The 17,435-nt window shown below is 47.2% G+C and carries 14 protein-coding genes; 7 read left to right on the top strand and 7 right to left on the bottom strand.

The window, feature by feature from the left end:
- Positions 1-6 precede the first annotated feature (6 nt).
- Genes EKG38_RS03405 through EKG38_RS03390 form a run of 4 tightly spaced genes read left to right on the top strand, consistent with a single transcriptional unit; the run spans position 7 to position 3,478 of the window.
- Positions 7-618 carry a disulfide bond formation protein B gene (locus EKG38_RS03405; RefSeq protein WP_126518646.1) on the top strand — a complete coding sequence of 204 codons (612 nt, stop codon included), beginning with the start codon at positions 7-9 and terminating at the stop codon, positions 616-618.
- Positions 618-833, top strand: coding sequence for a hypothetical protein (locus EKG38_RS03400; RefSeq protein ID WP_126518644.1), 216 nt, complete (start codon positions 618-620; stop codon positions 831-833). Before EKG38_RS03405 ends, EKG38_RS03400 begins: the two co-directional genes overlap by 1 nt.
- A gap of 56 nt (positions 834-889) precedes the next feature.
- A complete protein-coding gene (locus tag EKG38_RS03395) occupies positions 890-2,665 on the top strand; it encodes an aryl-sulfate sulfotransferase (RefSeq protein ID WP_126518642.1) in 1,776 nt (591 codons plus the stop codon).
- A gap of 48 nt (positions 2,666-2,713) precedes the next feature.
- Positions 2,714-3,478 (top strand): outer membrane protein OmpK, encoded by a 765-nt coding sequence (locus EKG38_RS03390; RefSeq protein WP_246033061.1) that lies wholly within the window; start codon positions 2,714-2,716, stop codon positions 3,476-3,478.
- A gap of 1,391 nt (positions 3,479-4,869) precedes the next feature.
- On the opposite strand, the gene EKG38_RS03380 is transcribed toward EKG38_RS03390, so the two are convergent.
- Entirely contained in the window at positions 4,870-5,274 is a 405-nt protein-coding gene (locus EKG38_RS03380; RefSeq protein WP_126518638.1) for a hypothetical protein, read from the bottom strand.
- A gap of 777 nt (positions 5,275-6,051) precedes the next feature.
- Complete coding sequence (locus EKG38_RS03375; protein WP_126518637.1) at positions 6,052-6,768, bottom strand: Crp/Fnr family transcriptional regulator; 717 nt, start codon at positions 6,766-6,768, stop codon at positions 6,052-6,054.
- Positions 6,769-6,994: 226 nt separating this feature from the next.
- Between EKG38_RS03375 and EKG38_RS03370 the strand changes: the two genes are divergently transcribed.
- From EKG38_RS03370 to EKG38_RS03360, 3 genes are all read left to right on the top strand, one after another.
- On the top strand, positions 6,995-7,282 hold the full coding sequence (locus EKG38_RS03370; RefSeq protein WP_126518635.1) for a hypothetical protein: 288 nt from the start codon (positions 6,995-6,997) through the stop codon (positions 7,280-7,282).
- 96 nt (positions 7,283-7,378) lie between these two features.
- A complete protein-coding gene (locus tag EKG38_RS03365; RefSeq protein WP_126518633.1) occupies positions 7,379-7,714 on the top strand; it encodes a hypothetical protein in 336 nt (111 codons plus the stop codon).
- A gap of 380 nt (positions 7,715-8,094) precedes the next feature.
- Positions 8,095-8,514 carry a hypothetical protein gene (locus tag EKG38_RS03360; RefSeq protein ID WP_126518631.1) on the top strand — a complete coding sequence of 140 codons (420 nt, stop codon included), beginning with the start codon at positions 8,095-8,097 and terminating at the stop codon, positions 8,512-8,514.
- 143 nt (positions 8,515-8,657) lie between these two features.
- On the opposite strand, the gene EKG38_RS03355 is transcribed toward EKG38_RS03360, so the two are convergent.
- The 5 genes from EKG38_RS03355 to EKG38_RS03335 form a co-directional block, all read right to left on the bottom strand.
- Positions 8,658-9,710: a 2-oxoacid:ferredoxin oxidoreductase subunit beta gene (locus EKG38_RS03355; protein ID WP_126518629.1), complete on the bottom strand. Its 1,053-nt coding sequence runs from the start codon at positions 9,708-9,710 to the stop codon at positions 8,658-8,660.
- Positions 9,711-9,758: 48 nt separating this feature from the next.
- Positions 9,759-11,588 (bottom strand): 2-oxoacid:acceptor oxidoreductase subunit alpha, encoded by a 1,830-nt coding sequence (locus EKG38_RS03350; protein WP_126518627.1) that lies wholly within the window; start codon positions 11,586-11,588, stop codon positions 9,759-9,761.
- A 104-nt stretch (positions 11,589-11,692) separates the two neighbouring features.
- On the bottom strand, positions 11,693-13,486 hold the full coding sequence (locus EKG38_RS03345; protein WP_126518625.1) for an FAD-dependent oxidoreductase: 1,794 nt from the start codon (positions 13,484-13,486) through the stop codon (positions 11,693-11,695).
- Positions 13,487-13,629: 143 nt separating this feature from the next.
- Positions 13,630-15,747, bottom strand: coding sequence for a methyl-accepting chemotaxis protein (locus EKG38_RS03340; RefSeq protein WP_126518623.1), 2,118 nt, complete (start codon positions 15,745-15,747; stop codon positions 13,630-13,632).
- Between the two features lie 229 nt (positions 15,748-15,976).
- Positions 15,977-17,263, bottom strand: a complete 1,287-nt coding sequence (locus EKG38_RS03335; RefSeq protein ID WP_126518621.1) for an NAD(P)/FAD-dependent oxidoreductase — start codon at positions 17,261-17,263, stop codon at positions 15,977-15,979.
- Positions 17,264-17,435 lie beyond the last annotated feature (172 nt).

Genomic DNA, 17,435 nt, shown 5'->3' with positions numbered 1-17,435 from the left:
CTAACCATGATTAATAAACTTAAGCAGTGGTTTGCAGACTTAAAGGCATATCCACTACTAACACTAGAAGCAACGCAAGAAAGCCGCACAGTCTGGGCGATTATGGCCGGTGTATGTGTGTTCATGCTTGGCTCTGCAATGGGATTTTTTCAGGTGTACCTTGAGATGGACCCATGTGAAAACTGTGTCTATATCCGATTCAGCCAGTTCTGCATCTTGATAGCCGGCGTGATGATGATCATCTCGCCTAAAAACAAAGTGGTTAAAGCTTTAGGCATAGCACTCGCTTGGTACGGAATCGTCTATGGCATGGACAAGGCAATAATTTTATCTGGTCAGCATGTAGCCTCACACGCCGCAGACTCTGGGCTTGACCTATTTCAATCTGGTCAGGGTGCTAATGCTTGCTCTTTAGAACCCACATTTCCGCTAGGTTTGCCGCTTCATGAGTGGCTACCTTTCGAATTCGCTCCATCTGGTATTTGTGGCGAGGATGACTGGACGTTCTTCGGTCTCAACATGGCTCAATACTGCATCATCTCTTACACGGTATTTATAGCCTGTGCTTTGCCGCTAACCGTTGCTTTTATCACTAAGACTTTAAGAGAGAGGAAGTAATGAAAAAGCTTATCGCAATAGTCGCGTTCGCGGCGTTACTGACAGGGTGTGAATCTACGCCAGGCTCTAACGATGTACTTATTAGCGGTGATGCTTTATCTGCATCACCAGTTAAAAGCGACACAGGCAGGCTAGCCTGCAGGATCGTGACAGTCCATTCAACTGATTACATCGATATCGAAGACGCAGAAGATTGTCGCGTAACCGGTATTTAGTTAACACAAATTGGTGTTTAAACGCCATATAAAAACCAAAAAATAGGATGATAAAAATGCTTAAAAGAACAGTTATAGCAACAGCAATAGCCGCAGTATCACTAGGCGCATCTGCCGCTGGATTTAAGCCAGCTCCTGCAGCCGGTGAGCTTGGCGCAATGCTAGTGAACCCCTATGGTAACTCACCTCTAACAGCGCTGATTGACCTCCGCAGCAAACACCCGACTGATGTAGTTGTCACAGTTAAAGGTAAAGGCCGCAACGGTATAGATATTAAATACCCAGTGGGACAGAAGACCCTTAACACTCATGACGGTATCCCTGTATTTGGTCTATACGCCGATTACAAGAATGTCGTTGAAGTTAGCTACAAAATAAACGGTAAAAAGGTCTCTGAGACATACAGCGCACTCACTGGATCTATCGTTAATAACTACATCGACAACCGTAACATTACGCAACTTCAAGAGGTTCAGGTAAAGAAGGTAGCTAAAGGTTTCGAAGACCGTTTATACCTTGTGAACACTCACACGTTTAATCAGCAGGGCTCTGACCTCCATTGGTCTGGACAAAAGGGTAAAGATGCGGGGATTTTCGAAGGTTCTCCAGCTATGGGGGCCTTACCATTCGAGAATCCCCCTCTAACCTACGTTGTAGATACCGAAGGTGAAATCCGTTGGTGGCTAAACCAGGACGCGACTTATGATGCGTCTACTATTGATATTATGAAGCGTGGGTACTTGATGGGCTTCCAGGATACTGGCAACGGAAGTTACACATACGTCCAAGGCCAGAGCTACGGAACATTCAACCTTCTTGGGCAGATCAACGGCAAGCGCCTACCCCGTGGCTATGTCGATGCGTCTCACGAACATAATGTCATGCCTAATGGCCATACACTAGTTCGTGCTGCTAAGGCCAACTATGTTAACTCTGTTGGTGACACAGTCCATACCGTCCGTGACCACATATTAGAGATGGATCAAGATGGCAACTTAGTTGATGTGTGGAATATCGCTGCGATTCTTGACCCTTACCGTGATGCTCTACTAGAAGCGCTAGACATGGGCGCAGTCTGCTTGAACGTAGATATAGATCATATGGGTGAGACCGCCAAGATGGACATTGACGCACCTTATGGCGATATTCCTGGTGTCGGCGCTGGTCGTAACTGGGCTCATATCAACTCTATTGAGTACGACCCTAAGGGCGATGGAATCATTGTATCGCTACGTCACCAGGGTGTCGCAAAGATTAACCGTGATAAGGAAGTTGTCTGGATTCAGGCTCCACGCGAAGGCTGGAACAAGGAGCTTGCTAAGAAGGTTCTAACTCCTGTGGATTCAAATGGTAATAAGATCGAGTGTACCGAGAAAGGTGTTTGTGAGGGTGACTTCGACTTTACCTACACACAGCACACAGCTTGGTTGAACAACTCTAACGGCAACCTGACTGTATTTGATAACGGTGATGGCCGTGGTAACACTCAGCCAGCTATCGGCACTATGAAGTACAGCCGTTTCGTTGAGTACAAGATTGACGAAGAAAACATGACCATTGAGCAGGTCTGGGAATATGGTAAAGAGCGCGGGTATGACTGGTACAGCCCTATTACATCAAACGTAGAGTACATGGCAGACCGTGATACCTACTTTGGTTTCGGTGGCTCAATCCATCTTTATAGCCGTGGAGAGCGCACCATCGGTAAGATCAATGAGATTGGCCGCAAAGATGGCAAGGTCAAAGTTGAGATTGATGTGCTGTCAGACAAGCCAAACACTCCTCACTACCGCGCAAGCCTAGTGAACCTAACAAGTCAGTTCGGACAATAACAACATAATGCAGTAGGGGCTTTCGAGCCCTTTTTATAAGGTAAAATGATGAATAAAATTCTAAAAATCGCTGTACCGGCTGCACTTGCTTGCTTCTCTGCGTCTTCTCAGGCTGAAGTGATAGTACAAAATAACTCTGTCGGTATCGGTTATGAATACATGATCGGAGACATGGGCGATGATAACCCGACTCAACAAGACCAAGAGTATTTTAGGTTTACTAACGTAACCGTTGCTGATTGGGGTTCAATGATTGGCTGGTTAAAGTTTGAAAACCCGACAGACACTGCAGAAGCCGGAGTCGGTGATGGATATGTGACAACTAAAGCTTGGTTAAAACTTGATTACAGCCTAGGGAACACACCATTCAATGCATGGGTGCAGTCATTCACTGTTGGCAATAAGGCTACATTCGAAGAGAACCTTTACCTGGGTGGTTCGTATGATGTGAACCTGGGACCGGTTAAAGGAACTGCAGGTTTAGGAGCCATGTATGCCTATGGCTCAATGCACGAAGGCCCGAATGCCGGTGCATCGTTTGCGGGATTCTCAGGATATGCAGCAGTGCTTCAACTCAAAATGCCACTGTCAAAATCATTGACAGCAAAGTTTTACTACGAAGGCCAGTTCGACCGAAGCTCTGAGCATCAAAGCATCGGTTATAAAGATTACGGCTACCAAGCTATAGCTTGTATCGACTACAAACTTCCTTCAGCCATGCTTGCCAGCCTTTCGTATAAACATCGAGAAAACTGGGGGGGAGTTAAGGCTGAAGGCGGCATCGTTTTTGCTGAAGTATCGTATTCATTTTAGTTAATGTTGAGCAGAACTTATCCAAGTTTCTATCTGCTGCTTTTATGGTTTTCAGACTGATAGCTGACTTGGGGAAAACTTGGCACAGATGACATGAAGTCGTTTTCCGAGTATTACAAGTTCTAGCTCAACCGTCCCGCCTTGCTCCCTTATATCCAGGGCGGGACGCCACTCATTGAAGACGGTTTGCTTTAGATTGGCAATGTCCAGCGAGATAAATCCCACTTTCCCTTATCAAACCCACTCCGATTTTGAAAGTGAACACTAGATCTGAAAGATATCATTTATCTAATTTGACGACACAGAGTTTTCCTCTAAGCCTTACTTGCCTATGGACTGAAGCGACCAAGCCACTTTGACCATCACATGCGAATAGTTAGTGTCGTCCAAAGACAACAGTTGCTTTCGCATGCATGGATAGTTTAGCTGGTATCGTATGGGGAATGAGTGTTGTAATTAATAACTGAAGTCAGGAACTTAAAATACGAAGTCACAAACTAACTCCACTCAAATTGTTTATCTAACTTTGCTCTGGAACGCTTCAAAATTGTTTAGCGCATCAAATGCGGTAAATACATTCCAGCCATGACTCCTCAAGACTTGTGCATTATTCATGTTGATTAATACCGCAACTTTACGCCTTGGCCAACAAAGATCTATCGCAATCATATTGTTATTATCATTAATAACTATTCCGAGTTCAGCACCAGGAACTCTTGTTGATTGACATTTTTGAAGAAGACCATCGAGGGCAGAATCAGCGCATTCTCGAACACTAAAGATTTTTCAGTATTGGGGGAACAAGTCACAAGTAAGGAATTTACTGAGAGATATTATGGCCTGTACATAAATGCGGTCGACCAGCTGTATAAATGCGAGAGTAATGCGGCATTGTATGCGGCGTCGATACTGCGGATGATAGAGTTGCAAGATGTCTGTAGTTACCACAAGATAGTTTGAACTGTATGGCAAATATGCATGCTTGGATCAATATTTAAGGCTAGGAGCTGTGGGGACTTTGACCCTGCCTGCTGAGCAGACAATTACACGACAGCGCTGGACTGAACTGGATTGCGCTAGTTAAATGTAGGCTGATATTTCGTATATCAATAACTAGGAAGAACTAGGATGAAAAAGCCTTCTCGTAATTTAATTTTGCAAGTAGATCTAGCCACTTTTCTTGCTGGTGGAATTTCAACAGTAACCATTCAGGCATAGAAGCTGATACCAGCTTAATGAGGTATCTGGGATCATTCCTGCACGCGGTGTGATCCGTTTCATTAGGCGCGTACCATTACAGGTTGGGCAGTTTGTAACAATCCTCGTGCGGCAGCGGGTGCATGCTACAGTAGTGAATGGCACCTGGTGCCATATGTGCTGGGTCATAGATGCTAGGCAAATGATTCGAGTACGTGGATTCGTAATTGGTCTAAGGACATCGATACCTCGGGATCTAACATCGGCCCCAAGAACAGGGCAAGTGGCGCGGCTAGGGCTTCGCGTTCTTCGATGGACGCCACCTTCAAGTGGTCACCCATTGCAGCGTGCATCATGCTGCCGAATGATAGGCTCGTGTGATTGGGTTCAGCAGCGTGCATCATAAATGCTGATAGGTAGATGACGGCTATGGCTTTGCCCCGCTTGGTTGCTCCTGGTACTGAGCTTACAGTCGGCAATATCTTATGGCGCAGCGAGAAGTCTACTATGGTGCGTTGGTCCGCGGCACGTAGGCCGTTAGCTGCTAATAGTGCGTACACTTCGGTATTTAAAGCCAGCTTCTTGAACGTGCCAAACATTATTCTAACTCCTCTGGGTTAGTAAGGGGTTTATCTTGCTGCGCGTGCGTCTCGTCTTCGTCCCGCTTTTCGGGAGGCATGCATTCACGTTCTAATTCTTCTAGGGTCATAGCTTAGTCCTAGTTGTCGAAGGATGAGTAGTACGCTGGATTAGCTGTAGCTTCTCCCTGGAGGTTGGATCATTCATTAGCACAGTGTGCAGATATCCCCATGCTCATTGCACAGTCAATCATTAACTCTGCGGTCTGCGCTCACTTTGCTTCGAATTTAATCGCAATATTTTACTCAACAATTAAATAAACCTGAGTATTTGAAGCTTTATTAAATTCACGTAAAAAGTGCAGAGACACTAGCACTTCATTTCAGCACTGGATGTCCGCTACAGGACAATTGAGGGGAAAGGCACCTATATAGGCCTAAGTCTGCTACGCAAGTCATTTTTATATAATTGACTTGAACTGATTGGCATTAGTTTTCTAGCTGATGCCAATTCAATCGTTGTTCAAAAGACCATAGAGAATATAAAAAACGGTGTAGTGAATTAACTAATGGAAGAACCTGAGTGGGATATGGGTTGCCCTGCCTGCAATAAACTCAAAGGCGAACAGTTCAGTCATTGAAGGCTTGGCGTTTTAGTTTGAATAACTTCAGACAAACAACCACCTAATAATTAGTCCAATACTGTTTTCTGATTTGACAATCATTACGACGGGATACATGAGACAGCAAGCCAGGAGAAACACTTCCCTTTTGATAAACCATTTAAACATCATTGATTTACCGATGGATTAACTTTCTTGGGTCTCTGATGCTCAGGTCAACATTTGCCAGCTTATTTCCGAGACCCGAAATATCGTTTAAGTAGATACAACCACGATCTAGATGAACTAGATGTTCCCTTTCTAATTGCTTTATTGATTCATTTACTCTTTGACGTGCAATACCCGTTATCCTGCTAAGCTGCTGTTGTGACACAAAAAACCTAGGTGTTTCACCAATCAAAAACGGTATATGTGCAGCAAGTTCGAGAAGCAGGTATACAACTCTTGAAAGTATGTTTTCGCTCATCATTAATTGAGATTGTAGCCATTTAGCTTTTGCAGCGAAGGAATGCGAATGAAACCACTTATACATCTCCACATTGTCCTTAGCCAAGAGCTGCATATCTGAGTTTTTAAAATGGATAAGGCTGAGCGGGACTATTTCGTTTAGAAAAAATGGGGTGTAACTCGCGCTTTCAATATCATAACTGCCAAACCAATCACCTTGACCCATAACGATGTTATTGACCGTTTTTAAGTTAGGAGTCTGCATGCAGATGGTTACTGTGCCCTCTAAGATAAAGCTGATCCCTTGATGAGCAATACTTGAGTCATCCAAGTCACTCGGTTTCATCTTATTTTTGAACTGAGCAATAGAAAGGAGTTTATTGGTTAAGTCTGACGACAGTTCTGTTGCCCAGTGGAGTTTGCTTGCCAATTTGGAGTCAATCAAATGCTTATGCCCTTCTGCTACACCACTGTTAGTTAATCATGCGGTGTTATCACTAAGATATATCTAATATACATCAAGTGTCTCATAGCGGACAGTTCTTGCTGCAATATCTGTCTATATTGCTCAGCCCATAGGTAAACACCAGATTGAATTTTCTAGTCATTACTCCTTCCTAAAGAGAGAAATCACGCTGGAATAACATAGAAATCAAGAGTTGGAGCACCAAATGAGAAAATTATTAGTCGCTGTTATTGGAATGGCATCATTGAGTACTACAGCAGGCTTTGATGAGAAGGTAGCGGCATCATTCGCCGGAAAGTACGAAGTTTGCGCCAAGCGTTTAGGCAATAAGCCTGGATATAAACTCAAAGCTGGAAGGCTTAAGGCCGAGGCCAACAGCATTCATATCGATCAAATTGGTGACGGCGGATACCTAAAGGCGCTTGATAAAGCCAAGAAGAAAGCATGGAAACTGTCACTCAAAAAATGTAAGAAAATTGCAGATAGACTCTAACCCAACTGAGCAACAGGCATCACACGTAAAACTGTATAAATTTCAGCACTGTAACAAGCTAAAATTTCATTTAGAAAAAAGACGAGAAGCAAACACATGAGCATAGAAGCCATTGCAGCAATATTTATAGTGTTCAACCTAAACTGGTTGGTGTGGATATTCTCTCGCAAACCGAACAATGAGATAGAGCTTTCTAACATTGCAACCATCGAAGCTTCACGGGCCTTACTTGAGTCCCAACTCGAAGAGTGTTTTGAAAAACTGGCAACGCTGACGCTAACGAAAGCTCGTCTTGAACATCGGCTCGACAATGCAATCAAAAGCAATAAAGTCAAGGACAGCGAGATATGGGAGCTAAATAGACGCTATCGAATCTTAACCGTGAAGCGACAAGAAATTGAGAAGTTAACGCCTGTGATTAAGCCGTCATAATCAAACTTAGACGAGACAAATGGCTGCATGGTCATTCATAGCGAAGAATAACCCGTTGATTATGGCGCTAACGAAAGAGCTACATTACTTTGTTGAGCATCACAAAATACCAGTGTTCTTCACCTTTGATACAATCAGCAAAGGTAGCACCATATTTTGAAGCTCTAATTTCAATCAGCCTAAATAAAATACAATAGATCCTACAAAGCCACCCTTGTTTAAAGTTACCCCATCCAATTCAGGCCCCCCTCCCGCTCTTTTGCATTGCTAAGATTCTAATTTTAGTGACATAACCCACTATTCAAAAGATAAAACTAATGTAACATCACCATCCATAAGAAAAACCTTATCTAACAACGGATTTAATGGAGAAGTTACAGATGTTCATGATTGAGTTAAATGATACCGGCTGGCGGTATTGGCTGATAACGGCTGCACTGCTTACCTACGGAGTTGTCGCTGACCCCATAGGTTTTGTGCTTGCCATAGCCCTTACCTTGGTTCATCTGCTTCACTTTGTCATTATGAAACGAAGTGTTACCGCATTTCCGATACAGGTTCGATTTTGGTATCTGTCGCTTCTGTTGCTAGCGCAGGTCGAGGGGCTTGGATGGATATATTGGATCCCGGCAATAGGCACATGGGCTCAGGTAGTCTTTGGCTACTGCGCCATGGCGCGCTTCGTTTCACTACTGCCCTGGAACAGCAGTGAGAATTTTTCATTCGGCTTAGTCATCCGAACGATTATAGCCCGCCCCGTTAAAGGAAGCATCAAGCAAAAGGTTGCCGTTAAAAAATAGATGCCATTGAAAATTAATCGATGCTCAGTAATGAGATAAGCCCACCGACTGTGGGCTTATCTCTAACGCAAGCTTATAACCTGTCACTTTAGCTAATGACGCTCACTTTAAGCTAAAGGCTTTCTCTGCTCTCCAGCTCCCTCTTATCTGAAGCTCTCATTTATCGTCTGCAGAACATGATTGCCCGGGCAGAGTGTCTCCTGCTTCAGGGCATTGAGGGGAGTATCGGTAGTCTGGTTAATTTCATGATAATCATCGGCTTCCGGATCTATATACATTAACCCCGTTAATATCTTTCCTTCGGCCTTCACCTGTTCAATTCTGGCCATGGCGTGTAAACGGTCATGGGCATCATAATCCGGCTGAATTCGAGAGAGGCGTAATATTGAGCCGTCATGCAAACAGATATCTTCGCTATCTGCATCACCATTCTCACAGCGGATCTCCTGTTTCACCGGCACAAAATCGGCTATCGCCGCCGTGACTATATGGTCGTGGACGTAGTCATAGGAGCGCGTCGACTCAGGGGTGTTATTGAAGGTAACGCAAGGGGAGATGATATCGATAAAGGCAAAGCCCTTATGGCTTATCGCCGCCTTGATAAGAGGCACGAGTTGAGCCTTATCACCTGAAAAGCTGCGAGCGACAAAGGTGGCACCAAACTGCAGCGCACTGACGCACAGGTCGATATCGGTAAACAGACAGGCCTCTCCGGCCTTATTTTTCATCCCCTGCTCCGCCGTCGCAGCAAGCTGACCCTTAGTCAAACCATAGACTCCATTATTGGCGACCATATAGAGCATATTGAGTCTTCTGCGAACCACATGGGCAAACTGACCAAAGCCGATTGAGGCACTGTCTCCGTCGCCCGACATGCCCAGATAGATAAGGTCTCTGTTGGCCATATTCGCCCCCGTTGCCACCGACGGCATGCGGCCATGTACGGTATTAAAACCATGAGCGTGATTGAGAAAGTAGTTAGGCGCCTTGGAGGAGCAGCCAATACCGGATATTTTTGCAATGCGATGAGGCGGGAGTGATAACTCGGCGCAGGCCTGAGTCACCGCGGCGGTGATCGCGTCGTGTCCACATCCGGCACATAGGGTCGACAAGGATCCCTCATAATCCCTGTGAGTTAAACCTAGATCGTTCACCTCCAGACGTGGATGTCTGAACTGGGGCTTTTGAAAACTCATACTTTATCCCTTTCCATTTCAGTTATTCCGATACCCTATCCCTTTCCATTAGCCGGCTACTCGATTGGTTTGCGCCGATAACTGTTCTTGCACCGAATCGGCAATAAACTCACCCGTGATGGCTAAGCCATCGTAATGGAGTACCGGTGTCATAGCCGCCGGGTCTATCGTCAACTCATTGCACAGTAGTGTCCTGAGCTGTCCGTCTCTGTTCTGTTCGATAACAAACACCTGATCATGGCTATCGATAAAGTCGAGAACCTGCGCACCAAAAGGAAATCCTCTTACACGCATGGTGTTGGCCTTCACGCCCTGCTCCATCAGTAGTGCTACAGCCTCAGGAATCGCTTCCAGAGTCGAGCCGTAAAAAATTAACCCCACCGATGCTGACTTAGCGTTAAGTTGAATAACAGGCTCAGGTAGAAGTGTGGCTGCGGTGGCAAATTTATGATTCAAACGTTCCATATTATTGATGTAATCTTCTGCCTTCTCTGAATATGCAGCGTGTTCATTACGTGAGGTGCCACGGGTAAAGAAGGCACCTTTCTTAGGGTGGGTCCCCGGCAGGGTGCGATAACAGATCCCATCGCCATCGATGTCGGCATAACGAGCAAAATCGGTGATCTCGTCCAGTTCTTGGGCATCGAGTACCTTACCCAAGTCGTACTTATGGGCGTCATCCCACCCGAAAGGCCGGCTCATGTGATGATTCATACCGGTATCGAGGTCTGTCATCAATATGATTGGCGTTTGTAATCGGTCGGCCAGATCGAAGGCTAAGGCACTAAATTCAAAGCATTCATATGGCGACGATGGAATTAAGAGTACCTGCTTACTATCGCCATGAGAGGCGTAGGCGCAGGTGAGCATATCCGACTGCTGGGTACGGGTTGGCATGCCGGTCGAAGGCCCCGCCCTTTGTACATCGATAAGCACCAGAGGGACTTCGGCAAAATAGGCCAAGCCTAAAAACTCGGTCATCAGTGAAATCCCGGGGCCACTGGTGGCGGTAAAGGCCCGCGCGCCACTCCAGCCGGCTCCCATGGCAATACCTATGGCTGCGGGCTCATCTTCGGCCTGGACTATGGCGTAGTTTTTTTGCCCGCTGGCGGGATCGATACGCAATCGCTGACAGTAAGATGAAAACTTCTCAATAACCGAGGTAGAGGGAGTGATCGGGTACCAGCCAACCACAGTAGCACCACCATAAACCGCCCCTAAGGCGCAGGCGGTGTTACCGTCGACCATAATTTTGTCGCCCACCAGATCCCGACGTTCAAGGTGTATGGCTAACGGACAGCTAAACTGTTTAGCCGCAAATTGAAAGCCAAGCTCCAGGGCATACAGATTTGGACGGATAAGCTTATCTTTTCCCTTAAACTGTTCCGACACCAGCTGCCTGAGTACCTGAAAATCGAGGCCAAGCAGAGCAGCCATGGCTCCCACATAGATCACATTCTTAAATAGCTGTCGCTGACGTTGATCGCTGTACTCGGTGCGACAGATCTCGGAGATAGGCATCCCCAAAAAGATAATATCCTCCCGTTCCAGACGCTTAGGTAACATACAGCTGGAGTCATACAGCAGATAGCCTCCGGCTCGTACCGAGTCGATATCTTCACTCAAGGTCTGAGCATTCATGGCCACCACCATCTCTGGCGCTCCGCCGCGACGCCCCAGATAGCCTTTCTCACTGATCCTCACCTCAAACCAGGTGGGCATACCCTGAATATTGGATGGAAATATATTCTTAGCGCTTACCGGGAGCCCCATTCGCATGATGGCCTTGGCGAACATGTTGTTAGCACTGGCAGAACCGGTACCGTTGGTATTGGCAAAGCGCACCACAAATTCATTGATTGATTGACATTGGGTCATTTGATCGTAGCCTTTACATTATTCAAGATTAACTTTTTCATCTCCCTGGCACCTCTTGAGGCAGCAACGCTCGGCACATCCCCCGCAGATTGACTCACACCCAGTCATTCGATCGCGGCCTTCGCATTGTTTAAGATAAACTTTTTCATATCCCAGGCGCCGGTAGGACAACGCTCGGCACACAAACCGCAGTGAAGACACACATCTTCGTCCTTGATCATCAAATGGCCCGTCTTCAGGGGGGCTGATACAAAAAGTTCCTGCTCAGGATTTATATCACTGACCCTAAGCCTGTTCACGACGATAGGATCTCTTACCTCTGTCTCCTCGGCCTGAGCCGGGATAAAGTTAATGCAGTCCACCGGGCAGACATCTTCACAGGCGGAGCATTCGATGCAGATATCTTCACTGAAGATGGTATGAACATCACAGTTAAAACAACGATGAGCTTCGTCAAGGGCAAGCTTCTCGTCATAGCCTAATTCGACCTCACTCGTCAGTTTCTCTATCGCCTCCTGCCAATCGAGACGCGGCACAGGATAGCGTGAGTCCAGCTTTATCTTATTATGGTAACTCCACTCATGAATACCCATCTTCTGGCTGACAAGGTTGAAATCAGTGACAGGTCTTTCTAAGACCGGGTCTTTACCATGGCATAGCAGATCGATAGAGATGGCAGCCTTGTGACCGTGAGCCACTGCGGTAATTATATTCTTTGGACCAAAGGCGGCATCGCCACCAAAAAATACCGTTGGTAAGCTCGATTGCAATGAGGTCTCATCGAGCACCGGCTGTTGCCATTCATTGAACTCGATGCCAATGTCACGCTCTATCCAGGGGAAGGCGGTATCCTGGCCTATGGCGATCAATACTTCATCGCACTCCATCATCACAGTATTACCCGTTGGAGTTAACGTACGCTTGCCCTTCTCGTCATAACTGGACTTCAGCTCCTCGAACAGCACGCCCTTAAACTTCCCCTTTTCCATGACGAACTCTATGGGCGTGTGATTTGGGATGATCTCAATGTTTTCCCCGGCAGCATCGCTTTTCTCCCAGGGGGAAGCCTTCATCGCTTCGAAGGTCGAACGTACCACCACCTTTACCTGTTTGCCTCCCAGGCGTTTAGCGGTTCTACAACAGTCCATGGCTGTGTTGCCGCCCCCCAGAACGATAACCCGCTCACCGATACTTCGGGTATGACCAAAGGCAACACTGGCTAACCAGTCAATCCCCAGAGTCAGATGATCCTTTGCCTCCTGGCGACCCGGGATCCTGACATCCCTACCTTTCGGCGCCCCGGTCCCCACAAAGACCACATCAAATATCTCCTCAAGCATGGCTTTCATGCTATTTATGGCAACACCAAAACGAACCTTGAGTCCCATTTGCAGAATCAAATCCAGCTCTTCATCGAGAACAGTTTCCGGTAGGCGAAACGCCGGAATTTGACTTCGCATCATGCCACCAGCCTGGAGATCACGTTCGAATAGTGTGATCTTGTAACCCAGCGGCAGTAGATCCCGGGCGACCGTTAGTGAGGCGGGACCAGCGCCTATCAGGGCGATATGTTTACCATTCTTAGTTCTGGGGATCTCCGGCAACAGAGCCTGTATATCCCCCTTATAATCGGCCGCAACCCGCTTCAAGCGACAGATGGCTACCGGGTCATCTTCGACCCGTCCTCGGCGGCATGCAGGCTCACAGGGACGATCACAGACCCGTCCCAAAATGCCGGGAAAGACATTTGACTCCCAGTTGAGCATATAGGCTTGGGTGTATTTTCTGTCGGCGATAAGACGAATATATTCGGGCACCGGCGTGTGGGCAGGGCAGGCTTGTTGGCAGTCAACCACTTTGAGAAAGTGTCGGTAGTGGGAAGTATCTGTTTTTTTCAAAGTAACAACCTTGGTTAATGACAGACTTAGTTAATGACAGACTTGTTTAATGAGAGTAAAGTTTTCCTGTACATTTAATGTACATCATAATCACCAACAAAGAAGGTTTTTTTGTTATTTTCCAGCCTTGTACAGAATCAAGCTTAAGTCTTCAATCGACCCAGCTGCTCATGCTGTGACTTCACTAAACCGGCCAGATTAGTACTGCTATCCAGCGCTTCACCGGCAAGCCTGGCGAGTTCAGAAGCGGAATCAGAGATCCCGGTTATATTCTTATTCACCTCTTCGGTGACGGCACTTTGCTCCTCCGCCGCTGTGGCGATATGGGTAACCTGGCTCGAGACCTCATCTATCTGTGCAACCATGGCGTTGATCGAAGCCAGCGCCTCCTCTGTTTGAGCCACGGCCTGCTGGGCTTTTACTGCACCACTGTCTATCACATCGGAGGCACTGCTGACCTCCATCTGCAGCGAACTAATCAACTGAGTAATATCGTCTGTCGATGTCTGTGTCTTTGACGCCAGAGCCCTCACCTCATCGGCCACAACCGCGAAGCCCCGCCCCTGTTCGCCGGCTCTGGCAGCTTCGATGGCTGCATTGAGCGCGAGTAGATTGGTCTGCTCTGCAATAGAACGGATCACATCAACAATAGAGCTGATATTATCGCTGCTTGTTGAGACTCGGCCAACTGCATCTTTTGCCTCTATAGACTCATCAGACATAGTGGTCACATAGTCCATCGCAGTAATTAAGCTATGCTCACTCTGCTTCACATTCCGCGACATCGCATCGGTTTCCGTCGCGGTCTGCTCCGAGGCTTTAGCCACTTCCAGTGCCGTAGCGCTCATCTGATTCACCGCAGTCACCACACTTTCAATCTCACCGTATTGACCATTAACACTGTCCCGGGTTTGCTGCGCAATGTTAGCCACGGTTAGGCTTTCCTGTTGTGATTGGCTTGCAAGCTGTTTGAGCTCGACGATTAACAATCTGAGTTTAGTGAGAAATGCATTAAACCCTTTGCCTAAGGCTATCAATTCGGCGTGGGATTCGACTTCGATAGATTGGGTCAGATCCCCCTCGGCACTGGCCAGGTTTTCGACTCTGGATTGGATCATCCTCAGTGGTGATATGATGCTGCGGATCACCAGCCAGATACTGAAAACGGCGATAACAGACACGATCGCGCCTAATGTGAGCTGTAGACTTCCCAGTGATTGGGCCATCGCCTGCATCTTGTTATCGAGCGCCATGGCGGTCTTAAATGCCTCCTCTCTGGGTACCTCGATCACCAGCGACCAGGTACTGCCAGACAGCGGAATATCGATGGGATAGGCGACCGCGATCTCATCCATATTTTCAAAATATCTCTCCCCCTTGTGGAGACTCTGCAACTGCTCGGCTAAATCGGCCTTCATCGCCTCCTTAATCGGTCTGGCTTTCTTGTCATAGTGACTCGCCGCAACGATTAACCCCTTGCTGCTCAGTAGTGTCACCTTAGCCTTGCCCTGATACAGCTCATCCGATAGCTCTTTTATCAATTTTTGAAATATCGGCAGGTTAAGGTCGATACCCACTAACCCGATAAATTGACCATTTTTCAGAACCGGTACCGTCAGTGATGTCATCAAGGCGTTATGGCCCGGTGTCACTTCATACAGATAAGGTTCCATTAAACAGGGACGCTTACTGTCCTTAGCGCACAGATACCATTCGGCTTCGCGAATGCCGAACTCATTCAGTGTCGTGACATATTTCTCAGCGGCATCATCGACGGCTTCCTGAGAGACACTGCCATCGTCGTTACGTACGAAATACAGCTCTAAACTGCCTGCGCCCGCCACACTGTGACTCGCTCCCGAGAGATATTGAGCGTCATTGCCATCGAAGCCATTGGCTTCAAATTGCGCATACATGGATGACAACTGACTGTTCTTCTGTAGCACGGCAGCGACACTAACCTCCAGCCCTTCCCGAGTTAAATGCTCGGTACCCGAGGACTGCTCTATTGTTGCCGCAAACGAGTATGGAATGCGGTAAGCTTCATTAATAAACCCCGCAATCATCTCACCATACTCACCGGCTCTGGCTTCCAGTTTCGCTCTGGTCTCTTGATGAAGCACGTCCTGCACCTCGCTGGCAATCTCAGCATTTTTGTCACTCAAGGCCCACCACAAGGTGACGGATAAAATAGTCACAATTGCCAGAAACAGCGCTGAGGTGATCCAGAGTAACTTGGTACTGATGGGCAGATGTTTCATCGGTTTCTCCAAGAGGGTGCTTTATTCAAGCCAGATAAGTTCAGGCAAAATGGCATACGAAAAAATGAGAGAAGTTATATACAATAATATTAAAAATAGCAGGCTTGAGGACGAGTGCCATCACTAAGCCTATTTTATTAAATGAATTAGCAAGCTTTTGATTTTTTGATGGAAGGATCTGCCTCGACAGAGGCTCGAGGCAGATTGATTTTGACATGGTCGGTATTTATCAGATCCCCAGTTTATCCCTCATGGTGTAGTACCAGGCACCTACGGCACTGAAAGGGATCTTGAACATATGGCCGCCGGGGAATGGATAGTGAGGCAGACTGGCAAAGGCATCGAACCGGGTCGCCTGTCCATGTATCGCCTCGGCCAATATCTTTCCTGCCAGATGAGTATAGGTCACGCCATGTCCACTGCAGCCCTGTGAGTAGTAGACGTTATCTCCAATACGCCCTACCTGTGGCAGGCGTGACAGAGTCAGCAGGAAGTTCCCCGTCCAGGTGTAGTCTATCTTCACATCTTTAAGCTGAGGGAAGGTCTCCAACATCTTAGGGCGGATTATGGCCTCAATATCGGCCGGATCCCGCGCACCATATACCACGCCACCACCATAGATGAGGCGCTTATCACCCGACAGCCTGAAATAATCGAGTAGATAGTTACAATCCTCGACACAATAATCTTGAGGTAACAAGCTCGCCGCCAACTCATCACTGAGTGGCTCAGTGGTCACCACCTGAGTGCCACAAGGCATAGACTTAGCCTGCAGCTGTGGCATTAATCCATTCAGATAGGCATTACCCGCCACTACCACAAACTTAGCCTTAACCGAGCCTTTAGCCGTGTGTACCACCGGGCTATCACCCTGCTCGACCTTAATCACCGCCGAATCTTCAAATATCTTGCCGCCCAGTGACTCGACCGCATGCGCTTCCCCTAAGGCAAGATTTAACGGGTGAATATGTCCACCACTCTTGTCGAGCAAACCACCGACATAGCGCTCAGAGTCGACGACGGAACGGATCCCTTTGCCGTCGAGCAGCTCCAGGTGCCCCATATGGCCATGCTTCTCCCACAGCGTTTTTTGTGCCTCGAGATGGCCCATCTGCTTGGGGTTTATCGCGGCAAATACACCACCATCTTTAAGATCGCATTGAATATTATATTTGTGGATCAACCCTTTGATGATGCGCGAGCCTTCAAAAGCCATCTCGCCAAACAACTTGCCGTTCTCTTTACCGACGGTTTTTTCAATCGAGTCAATATCACGGCTGAAGCTATTCACTATCTGACCGCCGTTGCGGCCCGATGCGCCCCAGCCAATACGTGCGGCTTCCAAGACTGTGACACTAAAGCCAAGCTCTAACAGGTGTATCGCCGTCGATAACCCGGTATAACCGGCGCCTATGATACAAATATCGGCCTCAATATTGTCTGCTAATTGAGGACGTTCAACTTTATCGTTTGCAGAAGCTGCATAATAGGATTCTGCGTGAGGTACACTGCTCATTTCTCTGCCCTACCTTCTTATCTGTTTGGCCATACAGTCTGCCTCTATCTTCTTACCTGAGGCTTTGCTATTGAGACCAAGTTATATGGATAAGTGTGTCGAACCACTGACTGTTCACATGACGACACACATCTTTACTCTTATTGAACTTCTTTCTCACCCTCTAAGCCCG

The sequence above is a fragment of the Shewanella canadensis genome (assembly GCF_003966225.1).
Taxonomy (GTDB): domain Bacteria; phylum Pseudomonadota; class Gammaproteobacteria; order Enterobacterales; family Shewanellaceae; genus Shewanella; species Shewanella canadensis.
This window is presented reverse-complemented; position numbering and strand designations above follow the sequence as displayed.

Coding starts and splice junctions, on each gene's coding strand:
- EKG38_RS03340 (WP_126518623.1), bottom strand. CDS start 15,747: ATGAAACATCTGCCCATCAGTACCAAGTTACTCTGGATCACCTCAGCG.
- EKG38_RS03350 (WP_126518627.1), bottom strand. CDS start 11,588: ATGACCCAATGTCAATCAATCAATGAATTTGTGGTGCGCTTTGCCAAT.
- EKG38_RS03400 (WP_126518644.1), top strand. CDS start 618: ATGAAAAAGCTTATCGCAATAGTCGCGTTCGCGGCGTTACTGACAGGG.
- EKG38_RS03380 (WP_126518638.1), bottom strand. CDS start 5,274: ATGTTTGGCACGTTCAAGAAGCTGGCTTTAAATACCGAAGTGTACGCA.
- EKG38_RS03355 (WP_126518629.1), bottom strand. CDS start 9,710: ATGAGTTTTCAAAAGCCCCAGTTCAGACATCCACGTCTGGAGGTGAAC.
- EKG38_RS03365 (WP_126518633.1), top strand. CDS start 7,379: ATGAGCATAGAAGCCATTGCAGCAATATTTATAGTGTTCAACCTAAAC.
- EKG38_RS03335 (WP_126518621.1), bottom strand. CDS start 17,263: ATGAGCAGTGTACCTCACGCAGAATCCTATTATGCAGCTTCTGCAAAC.
- EKG38_RS03395 (WP_126518642.1), top strand. CDS start 890: ATGCTTAAAAGAACAGTTATAGCAACAGCAATAGCCGCAGTATCACTA.
- EKG38_RS03405 (WP_126518646.1), top strand. CDS start 7: ATGATTAATAAACTTAAGCAGTGGTTTGCAGACTTAAAGGCATATCCA.
- EKG38_RS03360 (WP_126518631.1), top strand. CDS start 8,095: ATGTTCATGATTGAGTTAAATGATACCGGCTGGCGGTATTGGCTGATA.
- EKG38_RS03370 (WP_126518635.1), top strand. CDS start 6,995: ATGAGAAAATTATTAGTCGCTGTTATTGGAATGGCATCATTGAGTACT.
- EKG38_RS03390 (WP_246033061.1), top strand. CDS start 2,714: ATGAATAAAATTCTAAAAATCGCTGTACCGGCTGCACTTGCTTGCTTC.